This window comes from Kribbella yunnanensis, from assembly GCF_039529655.1.
In the GTDB taxonomy this organism is placed as follows: domain Bacteria; phylum Actinomycetota; class Actinomycetes; order Propionibacteriales; family Kribbellaceae; genus Kribbella; species Kribbella yunnanensis.
The window spans coordinates 62693-79835 of record NZ_BAAANF010000018.1 but is presented as its reverse complement, the minus strand read 5'-3'; the positions used below and the strand labels follow the sequence as shown (position 1 = coordinate 79835).

Below are 17143 nucleotides of genomic sequence, written 5' to 3'. Positions count from 1 at the left end.
CTGCACTCGGCACGGCACCTCGCCGCACTGGAGGAAAGGCCACGATGGAAAAGCATCGAGGCCTCCCCTCCAGCACACCGAGCTACCGCACCGAGCACATGCTCGCTACGGCGCGGACCCAAGAGACACCCCCTAGCAGTCGATCACTCCGGCTGCAGCGCCAGGCTGACGCTGTTGATGCAGTACCGGAGGTCGGTCGGCGTGCCGTAGCCCTCGCCCTCGAACACGTGGCCCAGGTGCGAGCCGCAGTTCGCGCAGCGGACCTCGACGCGCTTCATCCCGAGGGCGGTGTCCTCGATGTACTCGACCCGGTCCTCGGCCAGCGGCGCGAAGAACGACGGCCAGCCGCAGTGCGAGTCGAACTTGGTCTCGCTGCGGAACAGCTCCGCGTCACAGGCCCGGCACTTGTAGACACCGATGGTCTTGGTGTCGGTGTACTCACCGGTGAAGGCTCGCTCCGTACCGGCCTTGCGCAGCACCTGGAACTCCGCGGGGGACAGCTGCGCCTTCCACTCCGCGTCTGACTTCTCTACGGCGTACTGCTTGGTCGAATCAGTCACGTCCCCAGTATCGGCGGTAGCGCAAGGAAAACCTTGCACTACCGCCAACACGTAAGACTCCGGCAATCAGCGCACCCAGGACGGGAGCGGGATCACCCGCACCACCTGGGGGTCGTGGTCACTGATCTGGTCCGGGAACTCCGCGTTCATGTGCACCACGTCGTACGACGAGGCCGGCTGCAGGTTCTTCGAGATCAGGATCTGGTCGAGGATCTGGCTGTTGCCCTCGAACACGTAGCTGTAGCGCTCCTTCAGCGGCAGCGTCCGGGGCATGTCGATCAGTGCGGTCTTGCCCGACCCGACCAGGATGTCCGTGGTCTCGGAGAAGTCGAAGTCGTTCAGGTCACCGAGCACGATCACGTTCGCCCCGGTGTCCTTGGCGAAGATCTGGTCGACGAAGCCACGGACCGCCTGCGCCTGCTGGTGCCGCTTGGCCGCGGTCACCTGGACCGGCGGCTGGGTCCGGCCCCAGAGCGGGTTGTCGCCGCCCTTGGAGCTGAAGTGGTTGACCACCACGAACAGGCTCTGGCCGTGCCAGGTGAACTCGCCCGCGAGCGGGACCCGGGTCGCGGCCCACGCCGGGTTGGCCGGGTCGACGCGACCGGGGGAGGCGCTCAGGTGCGGCCGGCCCCGCCGGTCGGTGGTGATCGTGGTCGCGACCGCCGAACCGCCGCCGGCCCGGTCGACGAACTTGACCGCCTTGTCGGTGCGGTAGAGGAACGCGACCCGGATGTTGCCGCCCGGCTCACCGCCCTCGGCGTTGTTCACCGGGTCGATCTGGCGGTAGGCGTACTGCGGTCCGCCCGCCTTCACGATCGCCGCGGTCAGCAGATCCAGGGTCACGTTCGCGGCCGTCGTACCGGAGTTGGTCGCGCCGTCGTTGTCCTGAACTTCCTCGAGGCCGATGATGTCCGGCGATGCGAGGTTCTTGACCACGGCCTGCGCGAGCCCGTCGAACTTGGCGTCGCCGTCGGACGGGTCGAGGTTCTCCACGTTGAAGGTCGCGACCGACACCTGCAGCGGCGAGGACGCCTTGGTCGTCTCGCGCTTCACGCCACCGTCGATCACGGTCGGCGTCGTGGTCGGCAGCAGCTTGAAGTTGCCGAACCCGTAGTCGACGACACCCGCGACCGTCCCGGCGAGCTTGTCACCGGTCTTGGCGTCCGGGATCGGGGTCAGCAGGTCGTCGAGCAGGATGCGCTCGGGGTTGCTGTCGGTCTTCTGCAGCACGATGCCGCCACGGACCGTCCGCACCCCAGCCCCAGCCGGTACGACGGACAGCTCGCGGAAGGAGGATGTCGGGCCGGTGACCTGCGGCTGGTCGATCCCGGTCCACATACCCTCGAGCGACTCCCAGAAGTCCAGACCGTCCTCGGCCGGATCAAAAGTCCCAGTCGTCTCGACATCACCGGACGAGTCGTTGTCGATCACAGTCGACGGCGGCACTCGCCCACCCGGGCCGACCAGCGTCGGAGCCGGTACGGCGGCAGTCCCGGTGACCGTGATCTTCGCCTGCGTCAGCTCGGTCGTGGTGAGGTTCGTGACACCGCCTGAGCCACCCGGCCGGAACTCGGTCACGGTGCCCTGCACGGTCACGGCGTCACCCACCGACACGGTCGGCGCGGAACTCGTGAAGACGAACAGGCCCTCGCTGGTGGCCGGGTTGTCGTCCGGCTGCGGGTCCTGGAACCAGAAGCCGTTGCCGCTCTTGGCGATCACGACACCGGTCACATTGCCGACCAGCTTGCCGACGAGCGGCGAGAGGTGCGCGGCACCCTGGATGTCGTGGATCTTGGCGTCGATCGGGTCCGGCGGCGGCGGAGTGTTGGTGAGCACCTTCGGCGTCGGCGCGAGCTCGGCGAACTCGGTGCCGTTGTTGTCGGCGTCCGTGGTCGGCACCTTGCGGGTGGCCGACGTCGTGTTCGAGGTGCCCGGTGCGGCGCTGGTCTCGAAGTCGTTGGCCGCGCCGTACCCGACGAAGTCGATCACGCCGGGCGCCGTGGCGCAGCCGGTCGTGCAGCTCAGGCTGGTGGCCGAGTTGACCAAGGCGACCTTGCCGGAGGCGGCGGACATGTTCACGCTGCCGGTGGCGTCCGGTGTCGGCAGCGGCTGCCCGTTGGCACCGCCGGACGCGCCCTGGGCGAGGTAGACAGCGCCGGGGGCGATCGAGCCGGTCAGGTTGATCTTGTTGGCCCACGAGGTGCCGGCCGCAGAGGCGTACTGAATCGTCCAGCCGGTCAGGTCGACCGGCGCGGAGCTGTTGTTGGTCAGCTCGATGAAGTCGTTCGTGTACGGCGCCCCGCTGTTGCCGCCACCGCCGTACACCTCGGTGATGACCACCGAGGCGGAGGCGGCGCCCGCCGGGTTCGCCGCGATGACGGCCGCGCCGGAGGCGATAAGAGTGGAAGTGATGACCAGGGCGCCCAGGCGGCGTCGTGATCGAAGATGGGCAGACATGTCGCGGATTCTCACACCCGCATAGGTCCGCCGGAAGGTCCAATGCGTGAACAGCAGGTTCCGTTGCCGATCCGCAGGGGGGATCATTCGCCGGTCCTGCCCGCCCCAGTGGGACAGGACCGGCGAAATCACAGGGAGTTAGTTGACGCTCACTCCGGTCCAGGCGGCGGCAACAGCGGCCCGCTCGGGGCTGTTGGCGCCGTACAGGTCGCTGGCCGCGTTCAGCGTCGCGGTCCGGGCCTGGGCGTAGTTGGTGCTGGTCGTCATGTAGACGGTCAGCGCGCGGTACCAGATCTTGCCGACCTTGTCCCGGCCGATGCCCTGCAGCGTGCTGCCGTTGCAGGTGGTCGAGTTGTGCTGCAGGCCGCCGAACACCTTGGCGCCGGTGCCCTCGGCGAGCAGGTAGACGAAGTGGTTCGCCACGCCGGAGGAGTAGTGCACGTCGAGGTTGCCGACACCGGACGACCAGCAGTCGACGGACTTGCCGTCCTTGCTCGGCTTGTCCATGAAGCGCAGTGCCGGGCGGTCCTTCATGATCTCTTCGCCGATGTAGTAGTCACCCGGGTCGGAGGCGTTGTTGGAGTAGAACTCCACCAGGGTGCCGAAGATGTCGCTGGTGGCCTCGTTCAGGCCGCCGGACTCACCGGAGTAGGTGAGGTTCGCGGTCGCCGAGGTGACGCCGTGGGACATCTCGTGGCCGGCCACGTCGATCGAGACCAGCGGTCCCGCGACGACGTTGTCGCCGTCGCCGTACGTCATCTGCTTGCCGTCCCAGAAGGCGTTGACGTAGTTGGTGCCGTAGTGCACGCGGCTCGGGACACCCTTGCCGTTGTTGAAGATGCCGTTCCGGCCGTGGGTGTTCTTGTAGTAGTCGAACGTCGTCGCGGCGCCGTAGTGGGCGTCGACCGCGGCGCTGGCGCGGTCGGCGTTGGTGCCGTTGCCCCAGTGGTTGTCCGCGTCGTTGAACTTGGTCGGCACGATGCAGCCGAAGCCGAACAGCTGGCACAGGATCGACTCGGTCTTGTTGTTCGCGTCGCCGGTCGCGCCGTTGCCACGGACCGGGTCGGTCAGCGTGAAGCCGCCGGTCGCCGGGGTGGTGTCGATCGGCACCGTCCCGGAGTACAGGCTCTGGCCGTCACCGGTCGCGGTCTCGATGTGCTGCTCGCTGATCAGCTTGGCGCCGGTCACGGCGTCGATCGTGGTGGTGATGTGGCTGGGCGTCCCGTCGGCCTGGGTGCCGGTCGTGGTGACCAGGTACGCCAGTCGCGGCGCGCCCTTGCGGGCCTCGATCACCAGCGCGGGCTTGCCTTCGGCCTTCTGGCCCTTGGCGAGTGCCTTGCCGGTCGCGGTGGCGATGCTGACCTTCGGCGTCCGGTCGACGTTCGCGCTCCTGGTCAGGGTGATGCTGGCGCTCTTGAAGGCGCCGGCGGCGTCCTGGTGGACGACGACGTCGCCACCGAGCACCTTGAGCCCACCGATCGTCCGGTCCATCCGGACGTGCGTGGCGCCGCTCTTGTCGACGATCACGTCGCGGACGGCGAACGCGTCGGCCGTGCCGGCCTTCAGCGCGGCGAGGTTGTCGCTCACTGCTGCTTTGGCCCGGGCGACGGCAGCCGCAGGACTGGGGACGGGGGCTGCCGTGGGCGCACCGGTGGCGGTGGTGGCCGAGGTCAGCCCTAGGGCGGTGGTGGTCGCTACTGCGGTGGCAGCGGCGAACAGGGCGGATCTGTTCATCCTCGCGCTCCTCTTAGAAGCGTCCCGGAGGCCTCACGCCCCAGGAACGAAGTGCACGTACGTTACCGCCCAGTTACCGGACGTGCCTAGCCTTTACGAAAACTTGCCTTTCCGCAGTTTTCCGCCGTTTGTCGGTGCCACGCGGTAGCGTCACCGCATGGCGGCGACCAAGGCAATCGAGCTCGAGATCGGTGGTCGGCAGGTGCGGGTGAGCAACCCGGACAAGCCGTACTTCGCGGATCGCGGGCTGACCAAGCTCGACATCGTGAACTACTTCGTCGCGGTCGGCGACGGCATCCTGGGCGCGCTCCGGGACCGGCCGACCACGCTCGAGCGCTGGCCGGGCGGCTGGTTCGAGGGCGCCAAACTGTCCACCCGGGCCGACAACCGCGGCGATGCGTTCTACCAGAAGCGGGTCGCCAAGGGCGCGCCCGAGTGGGTGGAGACCGCGACCATCAAGTTCCCGAGTGGCCGGCCCGCCGACGAGGTCTGCCCGACCGAGCTGGCCGTGGTCGCCTGGGCCGCCAACTTGGGCACGCTGACCTTCCACCCCTGGCCGGTCCGCCGGCCGAACGTCGACAATCCGGACCAGCTCCGGATCGACCTCGACCCGCAGCCGGGGACGGACTTCAAGAGCGCGGTCGCGGTGGCTCCGGCGCTGCGTGAGCTGCTCGCCGAGCACGGCCTGGAGGGTTTCCCGAAGACCTCAGGCGGCCGCGGCCTGCACGTCTACGTGCCGATCGAGCCACGCTGGGACTTCATCCAGGCGCGGCGGGCGGTGATCGCGCTCGGGCGTGAGCTGTCCAAGCGGCTCCCCGAGCAGGTCACGGTGAACTGGTGGAAGGAGGAGCGCGGCGAGCGCATTTTCATCGACTACAACCAGATGGCCCGGGACCGGACCATCGCCTCGGCCTACTCGGTCCGTCCGAACGCGCGGGCGCGGGTGTCGGCGCCACTGCGCTGGGAGGAGCTCGAGGACGTCGTACCGGATGACTTCGATGTGCTCACGATGCCGGCCCGGTTCGCCGAGGTCGGTGACCTGCACGCCGCGGTCGGCGAGCAGGCCTTCTCCCTCGACTCACTGCTGGAGCTGTCGGCCAAGCATGAGCGTGATCATGGCGAGGCCGATCTGCCCTACCCGCCCGAGTACCCGAAGATGCCGGGGGAACCCAAGCGGGTGCAGCCGTCCAAGGACCGCGACCGACCGAAGGACGACTAGGCGGTGCCGTCCTTGTAGACCGGGTGGTAGTCGGTGTTGCCGTTGACCTTCACGACCCAGACGCGGACCGGGGTTCCCTCCGAAAGATCGCCGCTGGCCCAGCCCGAGCAGTACTCGGCGGCGTGACCGCGGGTGCTGACCACCCGGTCGATGTCGCCGTCGCGGCGGATGTCCAGGCGCACCTCGATTCCCCACCCGTCCGCCTCGATGTCGCACGCGGCGATCGCGTCCCCGGGTGCGGTTCCGCCATGGAACGGCCGCGGGTCGTCGCCCGGGTCCTGCTGCCAGAGCCCATAGCCGCCGCCCTCGTAGGCGCCGTAGCTGAACGACGCGGCGTTCGCGACGCCGGTCGTGGTGACCACCAGTGCAAGTGTGCCGAGCAGTACGCCGGCCGTCCGGATCTTGGCGCGCATGGATCAGTTCCTCCCAAGGGGCGAATGAGGCTGTTAGAAGATAACAGCGCCTCTGTGATCTATGCGAGTAATTACCAAGAAATGCTGTGAAGATCCCGTGCCTAGAACGTGCGGAGTGCGCCGCCGTCGATCGGGATGATGGCGCCGGTCAGGTACGACGCGGCGGGGGAGAGGACGAATGCGGCAACTCGGCCGAACTCGTCGGGATCGCCGTACCGGCGGAGCGGAATGGTCCGCTCGGCGCTGCGGCGGGCCACCTCGGGGTCGCCGCCCTTGCCGTCCAGTTCCTTGAGCCGGTCAGTGGCGATCCGGCCGGGGAGCAGGCCGTTGACGCGGACGCCGTTCGGGCCGAGCTCGTCGGCGAGCGTCTTGGCGACCATCGCGAGACCGGGCCGCAGGCCGTTGGAAATCGCCAGGCCGGCGATCGGGGACTTGACCGACGAGGACAGCACGAACGCGATCGACGTACCGTCCGAGCCGGCCCGGGCGACCGACTTCGCGATCCGCAGACCACCGAGGAAGACGCTGTTGAAGGCGGCCTGCCAGTCGGACTCGTCGGAGTCCAGCGCGGTCCCGGGCTTCGGGCCGCCGACGCTGATCAGGGCACCGTGCAGGGCGCCCCACTTGGCGATCGCGGTGGCCGCCAGCCGCTCGGCGCTCTCCGGATCGGCGTTGTCGACCGGGATGCCGACGACGTTCTCACCGAGCTCGGCGGCGGCGCGGGTGATGTTCTCCTCGCTCCGGCTTGAGATGACGAGCCGGGCTCCGTCGGCGGCCAGGGCCTTCGCGGTGGCGAAGCCGAGGCCGGTGCTGGCACCGGTGACGATGTAGATGCGGTCGCGCAGTCCAAGGTCCACGGCACCATCCTGCCTCACTGCCGCAAGGTCCGCACCTCGACAGTTCGTGGCCGACGGCAAGCGTTCGTTTGTCAGTCCCGAGGGGTCGCGGGTTCCGGCTCTTCGTTGCGCTCGGCAACAACTTCGCCGGCCGCGTCGGTGGCCGGCCGGCGGGTGAAGTAGACCAGCCCGGCGACGGCGAGGATCGCGAACAGGAACCACTGCAGGGCGTAGAAGAAGTGCGGTCCGCTGTCGATCTCGGGCCCGGGGAACTTCCCGAACGCCGGGTCGTTGGCCGGAACCTGGCTGTCGATCATCAGGTAGCCGTCATACAGGTCCAGACCAAGGGCCTTCGCGTACGCCGGCCCGTTGATCAGCCGCGCGGTCCCGTTGTCCGGCGTACCGCCATTGGTGCTTCCGCCGCGCTCGCTGCGCTGCAGCCGGCCGGTGATCGTCACCTCGCCATCCGGTACGGCGGGCACCTTGCCCGGGGCGAGTTCGGCGCCTTGCCGGGCCAGGAACCCGCGGTCGACCAGGATCGCCTTGCCGCTCGGCAGTACCAGTGGGGTGACGATTTCGAATCCGGGCCGGTCGTTCACGTTCCGATAGCGCAGAACTATCTGCTTGGCGGCGTCGAAGCGGCCGGTGACCTCCGCCGTTCGCCACGCGTGCTGGTCGCCGACGACGCCCTGCGGGCCGACGATCTGGTCGAGCGGCGCCGGTGCAGCGGCCAAGTTTGACGTGGTCACGCCGTTGCGGACCTCCCGGTCGTGCAGCCGATGCAGTTGCCAGCGGCCGAGCTGAACGCAGACCGTGGCCAGGACCAGGATCGTCAGCGCGGCGCCGAGCCACCGGACGTTCATCAGTCGACGCACGTCTCGAACTTAAGCCATCGCAGAAAGACCGGGGTGGTGGGGTGGGGAAGGTCTTGGGCCGCAGTCCGTCGTCGGCACGTACTCTGGGCTGGTGAGGGCAACCGATGAGGTGGCGACGCAGGCAGGTCTGGCAGACACGTACGGCCGGATCGCCACGGATCTGCGCGTCTCGCTCACGGACCGTTGCAATCTGCGCTGCACGTACTGCATGCCGGAAGAGGGCCTGGACTGGCTGGCCAAGCCGGAACTGCTCACCGACGACGAGATCGTCCGGCTGGTGGGGATCGCGGTCACCCAGCTCGGTGTGCACGAGATCCGCTTCACCGGTGGCGAGCCCTTGCTGCGCCGCGGCCTGGTCGACATCGTCGCCCGTACGACGGCGCTCACGCCGCGGCCCGAGGTGTCACTGACCACGAACGGGATCGGCTTGGCCCGGCAGGCGGTCGCGCTCAAGGCGGCCGGGCTGGACCGCGTGAATGTGAGTCTCGACACCATTCGTCCCGATACTTTCGTTGAGCTGACCCGGCGGGATCGCCTGAAGGACGTGCTCGCCGGGATGGTGGCCGCCCAGGAGGCTGGGCTCACGCCGGTCAAGGTGAACGCCGTACTGATGCGGGGCATCAACGACACCCACGCTCCGGAGTTGCTGGAGTTCTGCCTGGAGCACGGCTACGAGCTGCGGTTCATCGAGCAGATGCCGCTGGACGCACAGCATGGGTGGAACCGGGCCACGATGGTGACGGCCGACGAGATCCTCGAACAGCTCGGTGAGCGGTTCGGTCTGGAGCCGACCGATGCGGCGGCCCGGGGGAGTGCGCCGGCCGAGATCTTCAGTGTGCGCGGCGGTTCGCAGACGGTCGGGATCATCGCGTCGGTGACGCGGCCGTTCTGTGGTGATTGCGACCGCGTCCGGCTGACCGCCGATGGTCAGGTGCGCGACTGCTTGTTCGCCCGGACGGAATCCGATCTGCGCACGGCAATGCGTTCCGGTGCCGATGACGCGGAACTCGCGGATCGCTGGCGGCGCGCGATGATGAAGAAACTCCCGGGGCACGGGATCAACGATCCGGCGTTCCTGCAACCCGTTCGCCCGATGTCGGCGATCGGCGGATAACCGGAAATGTGCTTTTTCGCTAAGACTCCGCTGTCGCGCTGAAAGGTTCGACGTCGCGCAGGAATCCCCGCCGGTCCAGGAAGTCGGACAAGGTCGCCTTGTGTTCGTCACAGGCCAGCCAGGTCTTGCGCCGGTCCGGGGTGTGGATCTTGGGGTTGTTCCACAGCACCGCCCAGGTGGCGGCGTTGCCGCAGCCCTTGGACGAGCAGATCTCTGGCATAACCATTCCTGATCCCTCAATTATCAATAGCCTGGGGTAAATGAACCGGGACCCCGGCACAAATGAAGCGACGTCGGACAGCCACGGGGGGAGCCGTCCGACGCCGCATCAAGTCTCTGAATTCCAACCGTGAACTTCAGAGCACGCGGGAGATTCTGACACGGAACCCGGCGAACTTTCCAGTCCCGGCACAGATCACTTTTCGGTGTCGGTCTGTCGCACCGGTTCGGGGTCCTCTTCGGCCCGGATCACCGGGCCCGGCGACGCCTCCAGCGCAGGCCGGTCCGGGGCGACGTACGGCGTACCGCTGTCCTGGGTCGCGGTCTTCGCGACGTTGGCCAGCACGACCGCGAAGTACGGCAGGAACACCGCACCGACGACGAACATCCAGCGCCACGGCGACGGCGTCAGCACCGCCAGCACGAAACACACGACCCGCAGTCCCATCATCGCGGCGTACCGGATGATGCGGCTGTCCAGGTCTTCGGAACGGCTGGGCTGGGCACTGGTCACCGAAATGACCGTTTCGCCGGACCGTTCACGACGTTTGGACATCTATCCTCCTCACCAATACCCACGGTACGCCGCTACGGAAGGACACCTGATGACGGATCGGACCTATCGCGTGACAGAGATCGTCGGTACGTCGAAGGAGGGGGTGAACGAGGCCATCACCAACGGGATCACCCGGGCCGGCGAGACGCTGCGGCACCTGGACTGGTTCGAGGTGACCCAGATCCGCGGCCACATCGTCGACAACCAGATCGACCACTACCAGGTCGGCATGAAGGTCGGTTTCCGGCTCGAAGACTCCTGAGGATAGCGTTCGGCTACGACTGCCGACGGGTGAGGAGTTCTTGTGAGCAGGTCTGTGCTGGTGACCGGGGGCAACCGGGGGATCGGTCTGGCGATCGCGACTGCGTTCAAGGAGGCCGGTGACCAGGTCGCCGTCACCTACAACAGCAGCCCGCCGCCGGACGGATTCCTCGGGGTGAAGTGCGACATCACCGACCAGGAGCAGGTCGACGCGGCGTTCGAGACCATCCAGGACCAGCACGGTCCGGTCGAGGTGCTGGTCGCCAATGCCGGGATCACGCGCGACACGCTGCTGCTGCGGATGTCCGACGACGACTGGGACTCGGTCATCGACACCAACCTGACCGGTTCGTTCCGGGTCGCCCGGCGGGCGGCCAAGGGGATGCTGCGGCTGCGCAAGGGCCGGATCGTCTTCATCTCCTCGGTCGTCGGTCTGCTCGGCCAGGCCGGTCAGGTCAACTACGCGGCCAGCAAGTCAGGTCTGGTCGGGATGGCCCGGTCGATCGCGCGCGAGCTCGGCAGCCGCGGGATCACCGCCAACGTGGTCGCGCCGGGATTCGTCGAGACCGACATGACCGCAGTACTGCCCGAAGACACTGTGAAGCAGTACCTCGGCCAGATCCCGCTCGGCCGGTTCGGCCTGACCGAGGAGATCGCGCACGCGGTTCGCTGGCTCGCCTCCGAGGAGGCCGGGTACATCACCGGTGCGGTGATCCCGGTCGACGGCGGCATCGGCATGGGCAACTGACAACACTCTTGTAGAAGGGGGACGCCGGTGGGCATCCTCGACGGCAAGCGGATCCTGGTCGCCGGGGTCACGCTGGACTCCTCGATCGGCTTCGCGACGGCCAAGGTGGCGCAGGAACAGGGCGCCACCGTGCTGATCTCGAACTTCGGCCGGGCGCTGAGCATCACCAAACGGATCGCGAAGCGGCTGCCGACCGAACCGCCGGTGCTCGAACTCGACGTGACGAATGCCGAGCACCTGGCCGCGCTGCCGGACGCCGTACGGGAGCATGTCGACGGTCTCGACGGGGTCGTGCACTCGATCGCGTACGGGAACCCGGAGACCATCCTCGGCGGCAAGTTCCTCGAGGGGCCGTGGGATGACGTCGCGCAGGCTGTGCACGTCTCGGCGTACTCGCTGAAGGCGCTCGCGACCACCTGTGCGCCGCTGATGCCGCGCGGCAGCAGCGTCGTCGGTATGACGTTCGACGCGACCGTTGCCTGGCCGGGCTACGACTGGATGGGTGTGGCCAAGGCCGCGCTCGAGTCGACCAGCCGCTACCTGGCCCGCGACCTCGGCGCTGCGGGTATCCGCTGCAACCTCGTTTCGGCCGGCCCGCTCAAGACGCTGGCCGCCAAGGCGATTCCGGGCTTCGAGAAGTTCGAGGAGCCCTGGCTGGAGCGCGCCCCGCTCGGCTGGGACCCGACCGACCTGGAGCCCACCGGCCGCACCATCGTTGCACTGCTGTCCGACTTCTTCCCCTCCACCACCGGCGAGATCATCCACGTCGACGGCGGCTACCACGCGATGGGAGCGTAGTGTCCACGTCCCTTGTTGAGCTCCGTGTGCTGGACGGCGCCAACCTGTACTTCAGCCGCGCGGCGGTCAAGCTCACGCTCGACGTGACCGCGCTGGTGGACGCCCCGGCCCCGGCCGCGAAGGCGTATGCCCAGGCCGTCGGCCTGGGCGCAACCCGGCCGGGGCGGATCGGCTCCGGGTTCCGGCAGCGATTCGCGATCCGGGTCACCGGACACGTCGTACGGCGGATCGCCCGCGAGGCCGGGATCGGCCGGATCGGTGTCCGGGTCCGGCCGGAGTCCGACAATCACCGCCTGGTCGTGGCCTTCCCCTGGGCCCACGAACAGCGCGCACGGGCGCTCGCGGCGGCGATCGTCGAGGTACTGGACGCGTTCGGCGCCGAGCATCTGCCCGAGCTGATGACGACCGTCGGCGAGCGGGTGCGCAACGAGCCGCCCGGTAACGTGCCGCCGACCATCCGGCCGAAGGTGCCGGTCGTCGCGGTCACCGGCACCAACGGCAAGACCACGACCTCCCGGATGATCGCCCACATCGGCCGCGCCGCCGGGCTGCACGTCGGCTGGTCGAGTACCGACGGCGTCTACTTCGACGGCGAACTGGTCAAGTACGGCGACTTCTCCGGCCCGAGCGGCGCCGGCCAGGTACTGTCCCAGCCGGGGATCCAGTTGGCGGTCACCGAGACCGCCCGCGGCGGCATCCTGCGCCGCGGCGTCGGAGTCGCCTCGAACGACGTCTCCGTCGTCACGAACGTCACCGCGGATCACCTTGGTCTGGGCGGGATTGACACCGTCGACCAGCTCGCGGAGGTGAAGGCGGTCATCACTCAGATCACCCGCCCACGCGGTTGGTGCGTCGTGAACGGCGACGACCCACGCACGTTCGCGATGCGACTCGGTTCGCCGGCCAAGTGCTGGGTGTTCTCGCGGGACCCCGACTCGCCGTCGATCCGCGCCGTACTCGACGAAGGCGGCCGGGCGACGACTGTCCTCGACGGCTTCATCACGGTGCTCGACCAGGCGACCGATCCGGAACCGCTGCTGAAGGTCGTCGACGTACCGATGACGTTGTCTGGCTTGTCGCACTACAACGTCGAGAACGCTCTCGCGGCCGCGTCGGCAGCGCTCGGGCTCGGGTTGCCGCGGGCCGCGGTGATCGAAGGGCTGAGCTCGTTCGCGCCGAACGAGAACAACCCCGGCCGGATGAACATGTACTCGCTGCGCGGCTTCACCGTGGTGATCGACCTCGCCCACAACGAGGCCGGCCTGGAAGCCCTCCTCGAGATCATGAACGGCGTACGGCACGAGGGTTCGCGACTGCTGCTCGCCCTTGGCTCGCCAGGCGACCGCGCTGACGACATGGTCTCCGCGTTGGGCGCGATTGGTGCGCGTGGTGCGGATCAGGTCGCGATCGGGCACAAGAGCGAGTACCTGCGCGGGCGGCCGCCGTCCGAGCTGGAGGCCGTGTTCCGCGAAGGAGCGGCATCGGTCGGCGTCGACGACGTACCGGCGTACCCGACCGAGCTGGAAGCGGCGCAGTCACTGGTCGCTCAGGCGCAGCCAGGTGACGTAGTCGCCGTCATGTCTCTGCAGGATAGGGCGAGTCTTGACGGCTGGTTGCGGTCCGAGGGAGCTACCGTCGACACACCGGAAGACCTGAAGTCCAAGGTCGAAAGAGCCCAGCCCAGGGTGGGTGGGCGGGGAAATTGACAGAGCTCCCACCGCCCTCGGTTGGGGCGGGACGGGGATGAGGATGCGCTACCTGTGGTCGATCCCGGCTGCTGCCGTCGCCTGGTTCGTGGGTGGCTTCTCCGCCGTGTACCTGAAGGGTCTGCCGAGCGGTACGACGATCTTCGTACCGCCGCGGCTGGATCTCTTGCTGCTAGGCGGATTCGCCGGGGGAGTGCTGGCAGGCCTGTTGGTCGCCCGCGTTAGAGCCGCCTTGCCGTTGGTGCTGATCGTTGCCGCCGGCGCCTGGTGGCTCACCGGCAATCCCTGGCAGGAGCGGGACCTGCTGATCTCGTTGCTGGTGGCAAGTGCTGTCGGCGGTGTCTTGGGTGCCCTAGGCACCAGAAGCTCGGTGGTCGCCGCATTCGCGCTCGCGCTGCCTCTTGCGTGGTATGCGCTCCGTCCGGCTGGTCAGCTGACCGACTTCCGCTGGCTTTGGCAGCTCAACGGGCTCCTTGTCGGGGTCGGTCTCGCGCTGCTGCTGTACGTCGCTTGTTGGTTGCGCGGGTGGCGGTCGGCGTATTTCTGGGTGCCGTTGACCGCGTGGTATCTCGCCTCGTTCGGTGTGGTCGCTGCGGTGCAGGCGGTCGACCGGGCGCCGACCGGTCAGGCGTTCAACCCGACGGTGGATGCGGCGATGGACGCGTTCTTCAATTCGCTCGGGCCGATCTTGCGGGAGTACGGGGCGTGGCTGGTCGTGGCCGTTCTGCTCGCGATCCCGATGGTGGCGCTCAAGCTCCGCGCCCTCCCGCCGGTCCCGCCGCCGCCCGACCCGTACGCCGACCGGACGAACGACGCCGTACTGGGTGACGACCTGGACTGGATCGACCGCGACGAGCCTCGACGCCGCTTGTTCTCCCGCCGCAACACGCCGGAAAGCGCAGTCTGAGTGAACGTTCAATCATAAACTCGTCGGTGACAGAGACCGCCCCTCTCTCACCAGGAGTCGCTTTCATGAACCTCCGCATCGTCCTTCTCGGCGCCACCACTGTTCTGCTTGGCGCCGTCGCCAGCCCGGCGTCGGCGTACTCGGAAAGCACCGCGTGTGAGCCCGGCCAGGCCTGCTTCTACGAGACGACGAGCTTTGGGGGGAAGAGCGTGATCTACAACGACGTCCCCGCCGCCTGCACCCAGCTGGCCATCGCTCCCGGTTCCCTCTTCAACTGGTCCACCGAAGACGTCCTCCTCTACCGCACCCCCGACTGCTCGGGCAGCCCTTCTCTCGAGCCCGCCAACAATTTCCACAGCTACCCCAGCACCAAGTTCCTCAGCTTCCGAGCCGGCTGATCAGTCCGCCTCGCCGGACCTGCGCCACTCATCAACCCCGTTCAAGTCCTCCCCGCTCAGCGCGCTGAGCGTGAACCCCGCGACCGCCGCCAAGTTAGTGAGTGGTGGCGGTCCGCCTGACGCGATCACCCCTCACTCCGGGCCCGCGCGCTCCTTCGTCGCGTGCTCCCGCCCGTGCGCCCCACCCACCCGTTCACGCGGCTGCCGCCGCTTCCTTCAAACGCTTCCGCCCAGCTGCTCATTCGCAATCAGCCGCCGCTCCAGCCCGCTCCTTCGTCGCGTGCACCGCGGCTAGCTGACACGCGGTTGTTGGGATGGGGCGGCGCGGGGCCCTCGACAGGGGCTGGGGTGGTCAGCGGTCGCGCTGGCGCGGTCCTCGGGGGCTGGGGTGGTCACCGGTTGGTGTTGGCGCGGCTATCAGGGCTGGGGGTGGTGTTGGCGCGGTTGTCAGGGGGCGCGGTTGTCAGGTGGGGCTCGCGGGGTGGGGCGTCGTTCGGCTCGTGCTGGACGCCCGCGCATTGTCGGTAAGGACACGTAGTAGTGCCGCAACACCGGTCGCCACACGCTCACCCACGCTTGACCGGAGCCTCCGGAGGCGACCTCTACGTGTCCTTCCCGACGCCTGTCGCCCCTCGCTCCGGGCACGCGCGCTCCTTCGTCGCGTGCTCCGCCCGTGTGCGCCCCGCCCACCCGTTCACGCGGCTTCCGCCGCTTCCCCTCAAGAGCGTTTGCGCCCAGCCGTTCATTCGCAAGCAGCCGCCGCTCCAGCCCGCTCCTGCGTCGCGTGCACCGCGGCTAGCTGTGAGGTGGTTGTGGGGGTGGGGGCGCGGCGGAGCCCGATCGCCGGGGGCTGGGTGGTGCCGGGGCCGGGGGCGCGCCGGGGCCCGGTCAGCGGGGCTGGGGGTGGCTGGTTCGCGGCTGGTGGTCGCCAGACCTGATTGATTGGCGTGGGCTGGTGGTTCGCGCGGAGGTGGGCGGTTCGCGCAGGTGGCTAGCAGCTTCCGGCGGGCTAGCGGAAAAGCTTCCCGCGGGCTAGCGGAAAGGCTTCCGGCGGGCTAGCGGATCGGGCGGCCGTTGGCGTCGAGTGGGACGGCGGTCCAGTCTGGGGCGGGGACGCCCTCGAAGGCGACTGCGAAGAATCGCTTGGTGCTGCTGGCGGGGGTGCCGACCGCGTCGACGACGTAGGTGTGCTTGCCGTGGGTGACTCGGACCTTGCGTGCTGCGGCGGTGGTCGTGCCCGCGAGGATGCCGATGCTTTCGCCCTCGTGCCCGAGGCCGGCCCGGAGCCGCGGATAGCCGTCTGGCTTGCAGATCGGACCTTCGCCTGAGGTCATCGAGATTGTGTCCGGATTGCTGATGCCGCGCCACAGGTTGGTGTTCTGGAACACCACGCAGCCGCGGCGGGCGCCGACGATCCAGTTGTACTTCCCCACCTTGCCCTGGGCGAGGTGGTACAGGTCATGCGTGCCCGGAACCGCCTTGTGCACCCACGGGTCAGGCAGGCGGAACGTGGGCTGCGGAACGAGCGTCGGTTTCGGGAGAAGCGTCGGTTTGGGGATGAGTGTCGGTTTCGGGGTGGCGGCGGTCTGGGTGTCGGGTCGCAGGAGGGCACCGGCGAGTGGTGCGGCGGTGAGTGCGACCGCGGTGACTGCGGCGGTGGCGAGGATGCCGACGGTGGTCCGGCGACGGCGACGGCGGGTGATGCCGGTTCGCACCAGGCCGGCGGGGTCGATGGGTTCGGGCCGGTCATCGGTCAGGGTGGTGAACTTGTCGGCCAGGTCGTGGGTCATGCGATGCCCCTTCCGGCCAGGACGGCCAGTTCATCGGGTGTCGTGAAGTCGAGGTCCGCGCGCAAAGCGTCCAGGCCGCGGCGGGTGTGTTGTTTGACCGAGCCGACCGAACAGCCGAGCAGGTCGGCGACAGTGCGTTCGGACAGGTCTTCGGCGTACCGGAGGTAGACGGCAGCGCGCTGCCGCGGGCTCAGCTGAGCCATCGCGCGTCGGAGTGCGAGCCGCTCGTCGACCTGGCCGGTGACCGCGGCGATCGCGGTGTCGGGCGGGGTCTCGGTCGGGTGCTCACCGAACCAGCGGCGGCGTCGGGCGGATAGGAACGTGGTAGTCACGATCCGCCGCAGGTAAGCCTCCGGACTGCCGGTGCCGGCCTTGCCCCAGTGGAACCACAGTTTGGTGAACGACTCCTGCGCGAGATCCTCGGCCCGTTGGTGGTCCAAGGTCAGTGCGTACGCCAGGCGGGCGGTCGCGCTCCAGCGCGCTCGCACGAAGTCGTCGAAGTCCGTCTCGGTCGGACGGTCTCTCATCGGCATCGCCTCCTCACCCTTAGAA

General features: G+C 68.4%; 18 protein-coding genes. 8 read left to right on the top strand and 10 right to left on the bottom strand.

All coding sequences use genetic code 11. The features are described from left to right. Window positions 1–143 precede the first annotated feature (143 nt). The 3 genes from msrB to ABD231_RS28030 form a co-directional block, all read right to left on the bottom strand. Window positions 144–560 carry a peptide-methionine (R)-S-oxide reductase MsrB gene (gene msrB / locus ABD231_RS28040; RefSeq protein ID WP_344158406.1) on the bottom strand — a complete coding sequence of 139 codons (417 nt, stop codon included), beginning with the start codon at window positions 558–560 and terminating at the stop codon, window positions 144–146. 66 nt (window positions 561–626) lie between these two features. Continuing rightward, on the bottom strand, window positions 627–3017 hold the full coding sequence (locus ABD231_RS28035) for a lamin tail domain-containing protein (protein WP_344158404.1): 2391 nt from the start codon (window positions 3015–3017) through the stop codon (window positions 627–629). A gap of 138 nt (window positions 3018–3155) precedes the next feature. Beyond that, window positions 3156–4751 carry a M4 family metallopeptidase gene (locus ABD231_RS28030; protein ID WP_344158402.1) on the bottom strand — a complete coding sequence of 532 codons (1596 nt, stop codon included), beginning with the start codon at window positions 4749–4751 and terminating at the stop codon, window positions 3156–3158. 157 nt (window positions 4752–4908) lie between these two features. Here ABD231_RS28030 and ligD point away from each other — a divergent pair, with 157 nt between their 5' ends. Then, a complete protein-coding gene (ligD, locus tag ABD231_RS28025) occupies window positions 4909–5970 on the top strand; it encodes a non-homologous end-joining DNA ligase (RefSeq protein ID WP_344158400.1) in 1062 nt (353 codons plus the stop codon). Here the strand turns inward: ligD and ABD231_RS28020 are convergent. The 3 genes from ABD231_RS28020 to ABD231_RS28010 all read right to left on the bottom strand — a co-directional run bounded on the left by ABD231_RS28020 (window position 5967) and on the right by ABD231_RS28010 (window position 8094). After that, window positions 5967–6383, bottom strand: coding sequence for a hypothetical protein (locus tag ABD231_RS28020; protein ID WP_344158398.1), 417 nt, complete (start codon window positions 6381–6383; stop codon window positions 5967–5969). The two genes, ligD and ABD231_RS28020, sit on opposite strands and share 4 nt — an antisense overlap. A gap of 101 nt (window positions 6384–6484) precedes the next feature. After that, complete coding sequence (locus ABD231_RS28015) at window positions 6485–7240, bottom strand: SDR family oxidoreductase (RefSeq protein ID WP_344158396.1); 756 nt, start codon at window positions 7238–7240, stop codon at window positions 6485–6487. Between the two features lie 71 nt (window positions 7241–7311). After that, complete coding sequence (locus tag ABD231_RS28010; protein WP_344158394.1) at window positions 7312–8094, bottom strand: SURF1 family cytochrome oxidase biogenesis protein; 783 nt, start codon at window positions 8092–8094, stop codon at window positions 7312–7314. Window positions 8095–8185: 91 nt separating this feature from the next. Between ABD231_RS28010 and moaA the strand changes: the two genes are divergently transcribed. Then, window positions 8186–9208 carry a GTP 3',8-cyclase MoaA gene (moaA, locus tag ABD231_RS28005; protein WP_344158392.1) on the top strand — a complete coding sequence of 341 codons (1023 nt, stop codon included), beginning with the start codon at window positions 8186–8188 and terminating at the stop codon, window positions 9206–9208. Between the two features lie 19 nt (window positions 9209–9227). Here moaA and ABD231_RS28000 read toward each other — a convergent pair whose 3' ends face one another. Together ABD231_RS28000 and ABD231_RS27995 are read right to left on the bottom strand one after the other, a co-directional pair. Further along, on the bottom strand, window positions 9228–9434 hold the full coding sequence (locus ABD231_RS28000; RefSeq protein WP_344158390.1) for a hypothetical protein: 207 nt from the start codon (window positions 9432–9434) through the stop codon (window positions 9228–9230). A gap of 189 nt (window positions 9435–9623) precedes the next feature. Beyond that, window positions 9624–9983 carry a DUF3099 domain-containing protein gene (locus tag ABD231_RS27995; RefSeq protein WP_344158388.1) on the bottom strand — a complete coding sequence of 120 codons (360 nt, stop codon included), beginning with the start codon at window positions 9981–9983 and terminating at the stop codon, window positions 9624–9626. Between the two features lie 49 nt (window positions 9984–10032). Between ABD231_RS27995 and ABD231_RS27990 the strand changes: the two genes are divergently transcribed. The 6 genes from ABD231_RS27990 to ABD231_RS27965 all read left to right on the top strand — a co-directional run bounded on the left by ABD231_RS27990 (window position 10033) and on the right by ABD231_RS27965 (window position 14801). After that, window positions 10033–10245: a dodecin gene (locus ABD231_RS27990; RefSeq protein WP_344158386.1), complete on the top strand. Its 213-nt coding sequence runs from the start codon at window positions 10033–10035 to the stop codon at window positions 10243–10245. A 42-nt stretch (window positions 10246–10287) separates the two neighbouring features. Further along, window positions 10288–10992, top strand: coding sequence for a 3-oxoacyl-[acyl-carrier-protein] reductase (gene fabG, locus ABD231_RS27985; RefSeq protein ID WP_344158384.1), 705 nt, complete (start codon window positions 10288–10290; stop codon window positions 10990–10992). A 27-nt stretch (window positions 10993–11019) separates the two neighbouring features. Further along, complete coding sequence (fabI, locus tag ABD231_RS27980; protein ID WP_344158382.1) at window positions 11020–11790, top strand: enoyl-ACP reductase FabI; 771 nt, start codon at window positions 11020–11022, stop codon at window positions 11788–11790. Continuing rightward, entirely contained in the window at window positions 11790–13496 is a 1707-nt protein-coding gene (locus tag ABD231_RS27975) for a Mur ligase family protein (protein WP_344158380.1), read from the top strand. Before fabI ends, ABD231_RS27975 begins: the two co-directional genes overlap by 1 nt. 43 nt (window positions 13497–13539) lie before the next feature. Then, on the top strand, window positions 13540–14403 hold the full coding sequence (locus ABD231_RS27970; protein ID WP_344158378.1) for a hypothetical protein: 864 nt from the start codon (window positions 13540–13542) through the stop codon (window positions 14401–14403). Window positions 14404–14468: 65 nt separating this feature from the next. After that, on the top strand, window positions 14469–14801 hold the full coding sequence (locus tag ABD231_RS27965) for a peptidase inhibitor family I36 protein (RefSeq protein WP_344158376.1): 333 nt from the start codon (window positions 14469–14471) through the stop codon (window positions 14799–14801). Window positions 14802–15856: 1055 nt separating this feature from the next. Here ABD231_RS27965 and ABD231_RS27960 read toward each other — a convergent pair. Further along, window positions 15857–16591 carry a hypothetical protein gene (locus tag ABD231_RS27960; RefSeq protein ID WP_344158374.1) on the bottom strand — a complete coding sequence of 245 codons (735 nt, stop codon included), beginning with the start codon at window positions 16589–16591 and terminating at the stop codon, window positions 15857–15859. Beyond that, entirely contained in the window at window positions 16588–17118 is a 531-nt protein-coding gene (locus ABD231_RS27955) for a SigE family RNA polymerase sigma factor (protein WP_344158372.1), read from the bottom strand. Before ABD231_RS27955 ends, ABD231_RS27960 begins: the two co-directional genes overlap by 4 nt. Window positions 17119–17143: the final 25 nt, after the last annotated feature.

Coding starts and splice junctions, on each gene's coding strand:
- ABD231_RS28035 (WP_344158404.1), bottom strand. CDS start 3,017: ATGTCTGCCCATCTTCGATCACGACGCCGCCTGGGCGCCCTGGTCATC.
- ABD231_RS28030 (WP_344158402.1), bottom strand. CDS start 4,751: ATGAACAGATCCGCCCTGTTCGCCGCTGCCACCGCAGTAGCGACCACC.
- ligD (WP_344158400.1), top strand. CDS start 4,909: ATGGCGGCGACCAAGGCAATCGAGCTCGAGATCGGTGGTCGGCAGGTG.
- ABD231_RS28020 (WP_344158398.1), bottom strand. CDS start 6,383: ATGCGCGCCAAGATCCGGACGGCCGGCGTACTGCTCGGCACACTTGCA.
- ABD231_RS28000 (WP_344158390.1), bottom strand. CDS start 9,434: ATGGTTATGCCAGAGATCTGCTCGTCCAAGGGCTGCGGCAACGCCGCC.
- ABD231_RS27995 (WP_344158388.1), bottom strand. CDS start 9,983: ATGTCCAAACGTCGTGAACGGTCCGGCGAAACGGTCATTTCGGTGACC.
- ABD231_RS27990 (WP_344158386.1), top strand. CDS start 10,033: ATGACGGATCGGACCTATCGCGTGACAGAGATCGTCGGTACGTCGAAG.
- ABD231_RS27970 (WP_344158378.1), top strand. CDS start 13,540: ATGCGCTACCTGTGGTCGATCCCGGCTGCTGCCGTCGCCTGGTTCGTG.
- ABD231_RS27965 (WP_344158376.1), top strand. CDS start 14,469: ATGAACCTCCGCATCGTCCTTCTCGGCGCCACCACTGTTCTGCTTGGC.
- ABD231_RS27960 (WP_344158374.1), bottom strand. CDS start 16,591: ATGACCCACGACCTGGCCGACAAGTTCACCACCCTGACCGATGACCGG.
- ABD231_RS27955 (WP_344158372.1), bottom strand. CDS start 17,118: ATGAGAGACCGTCCGACCGAGACGGACTTCGACGACTTCGTGCGAGCG.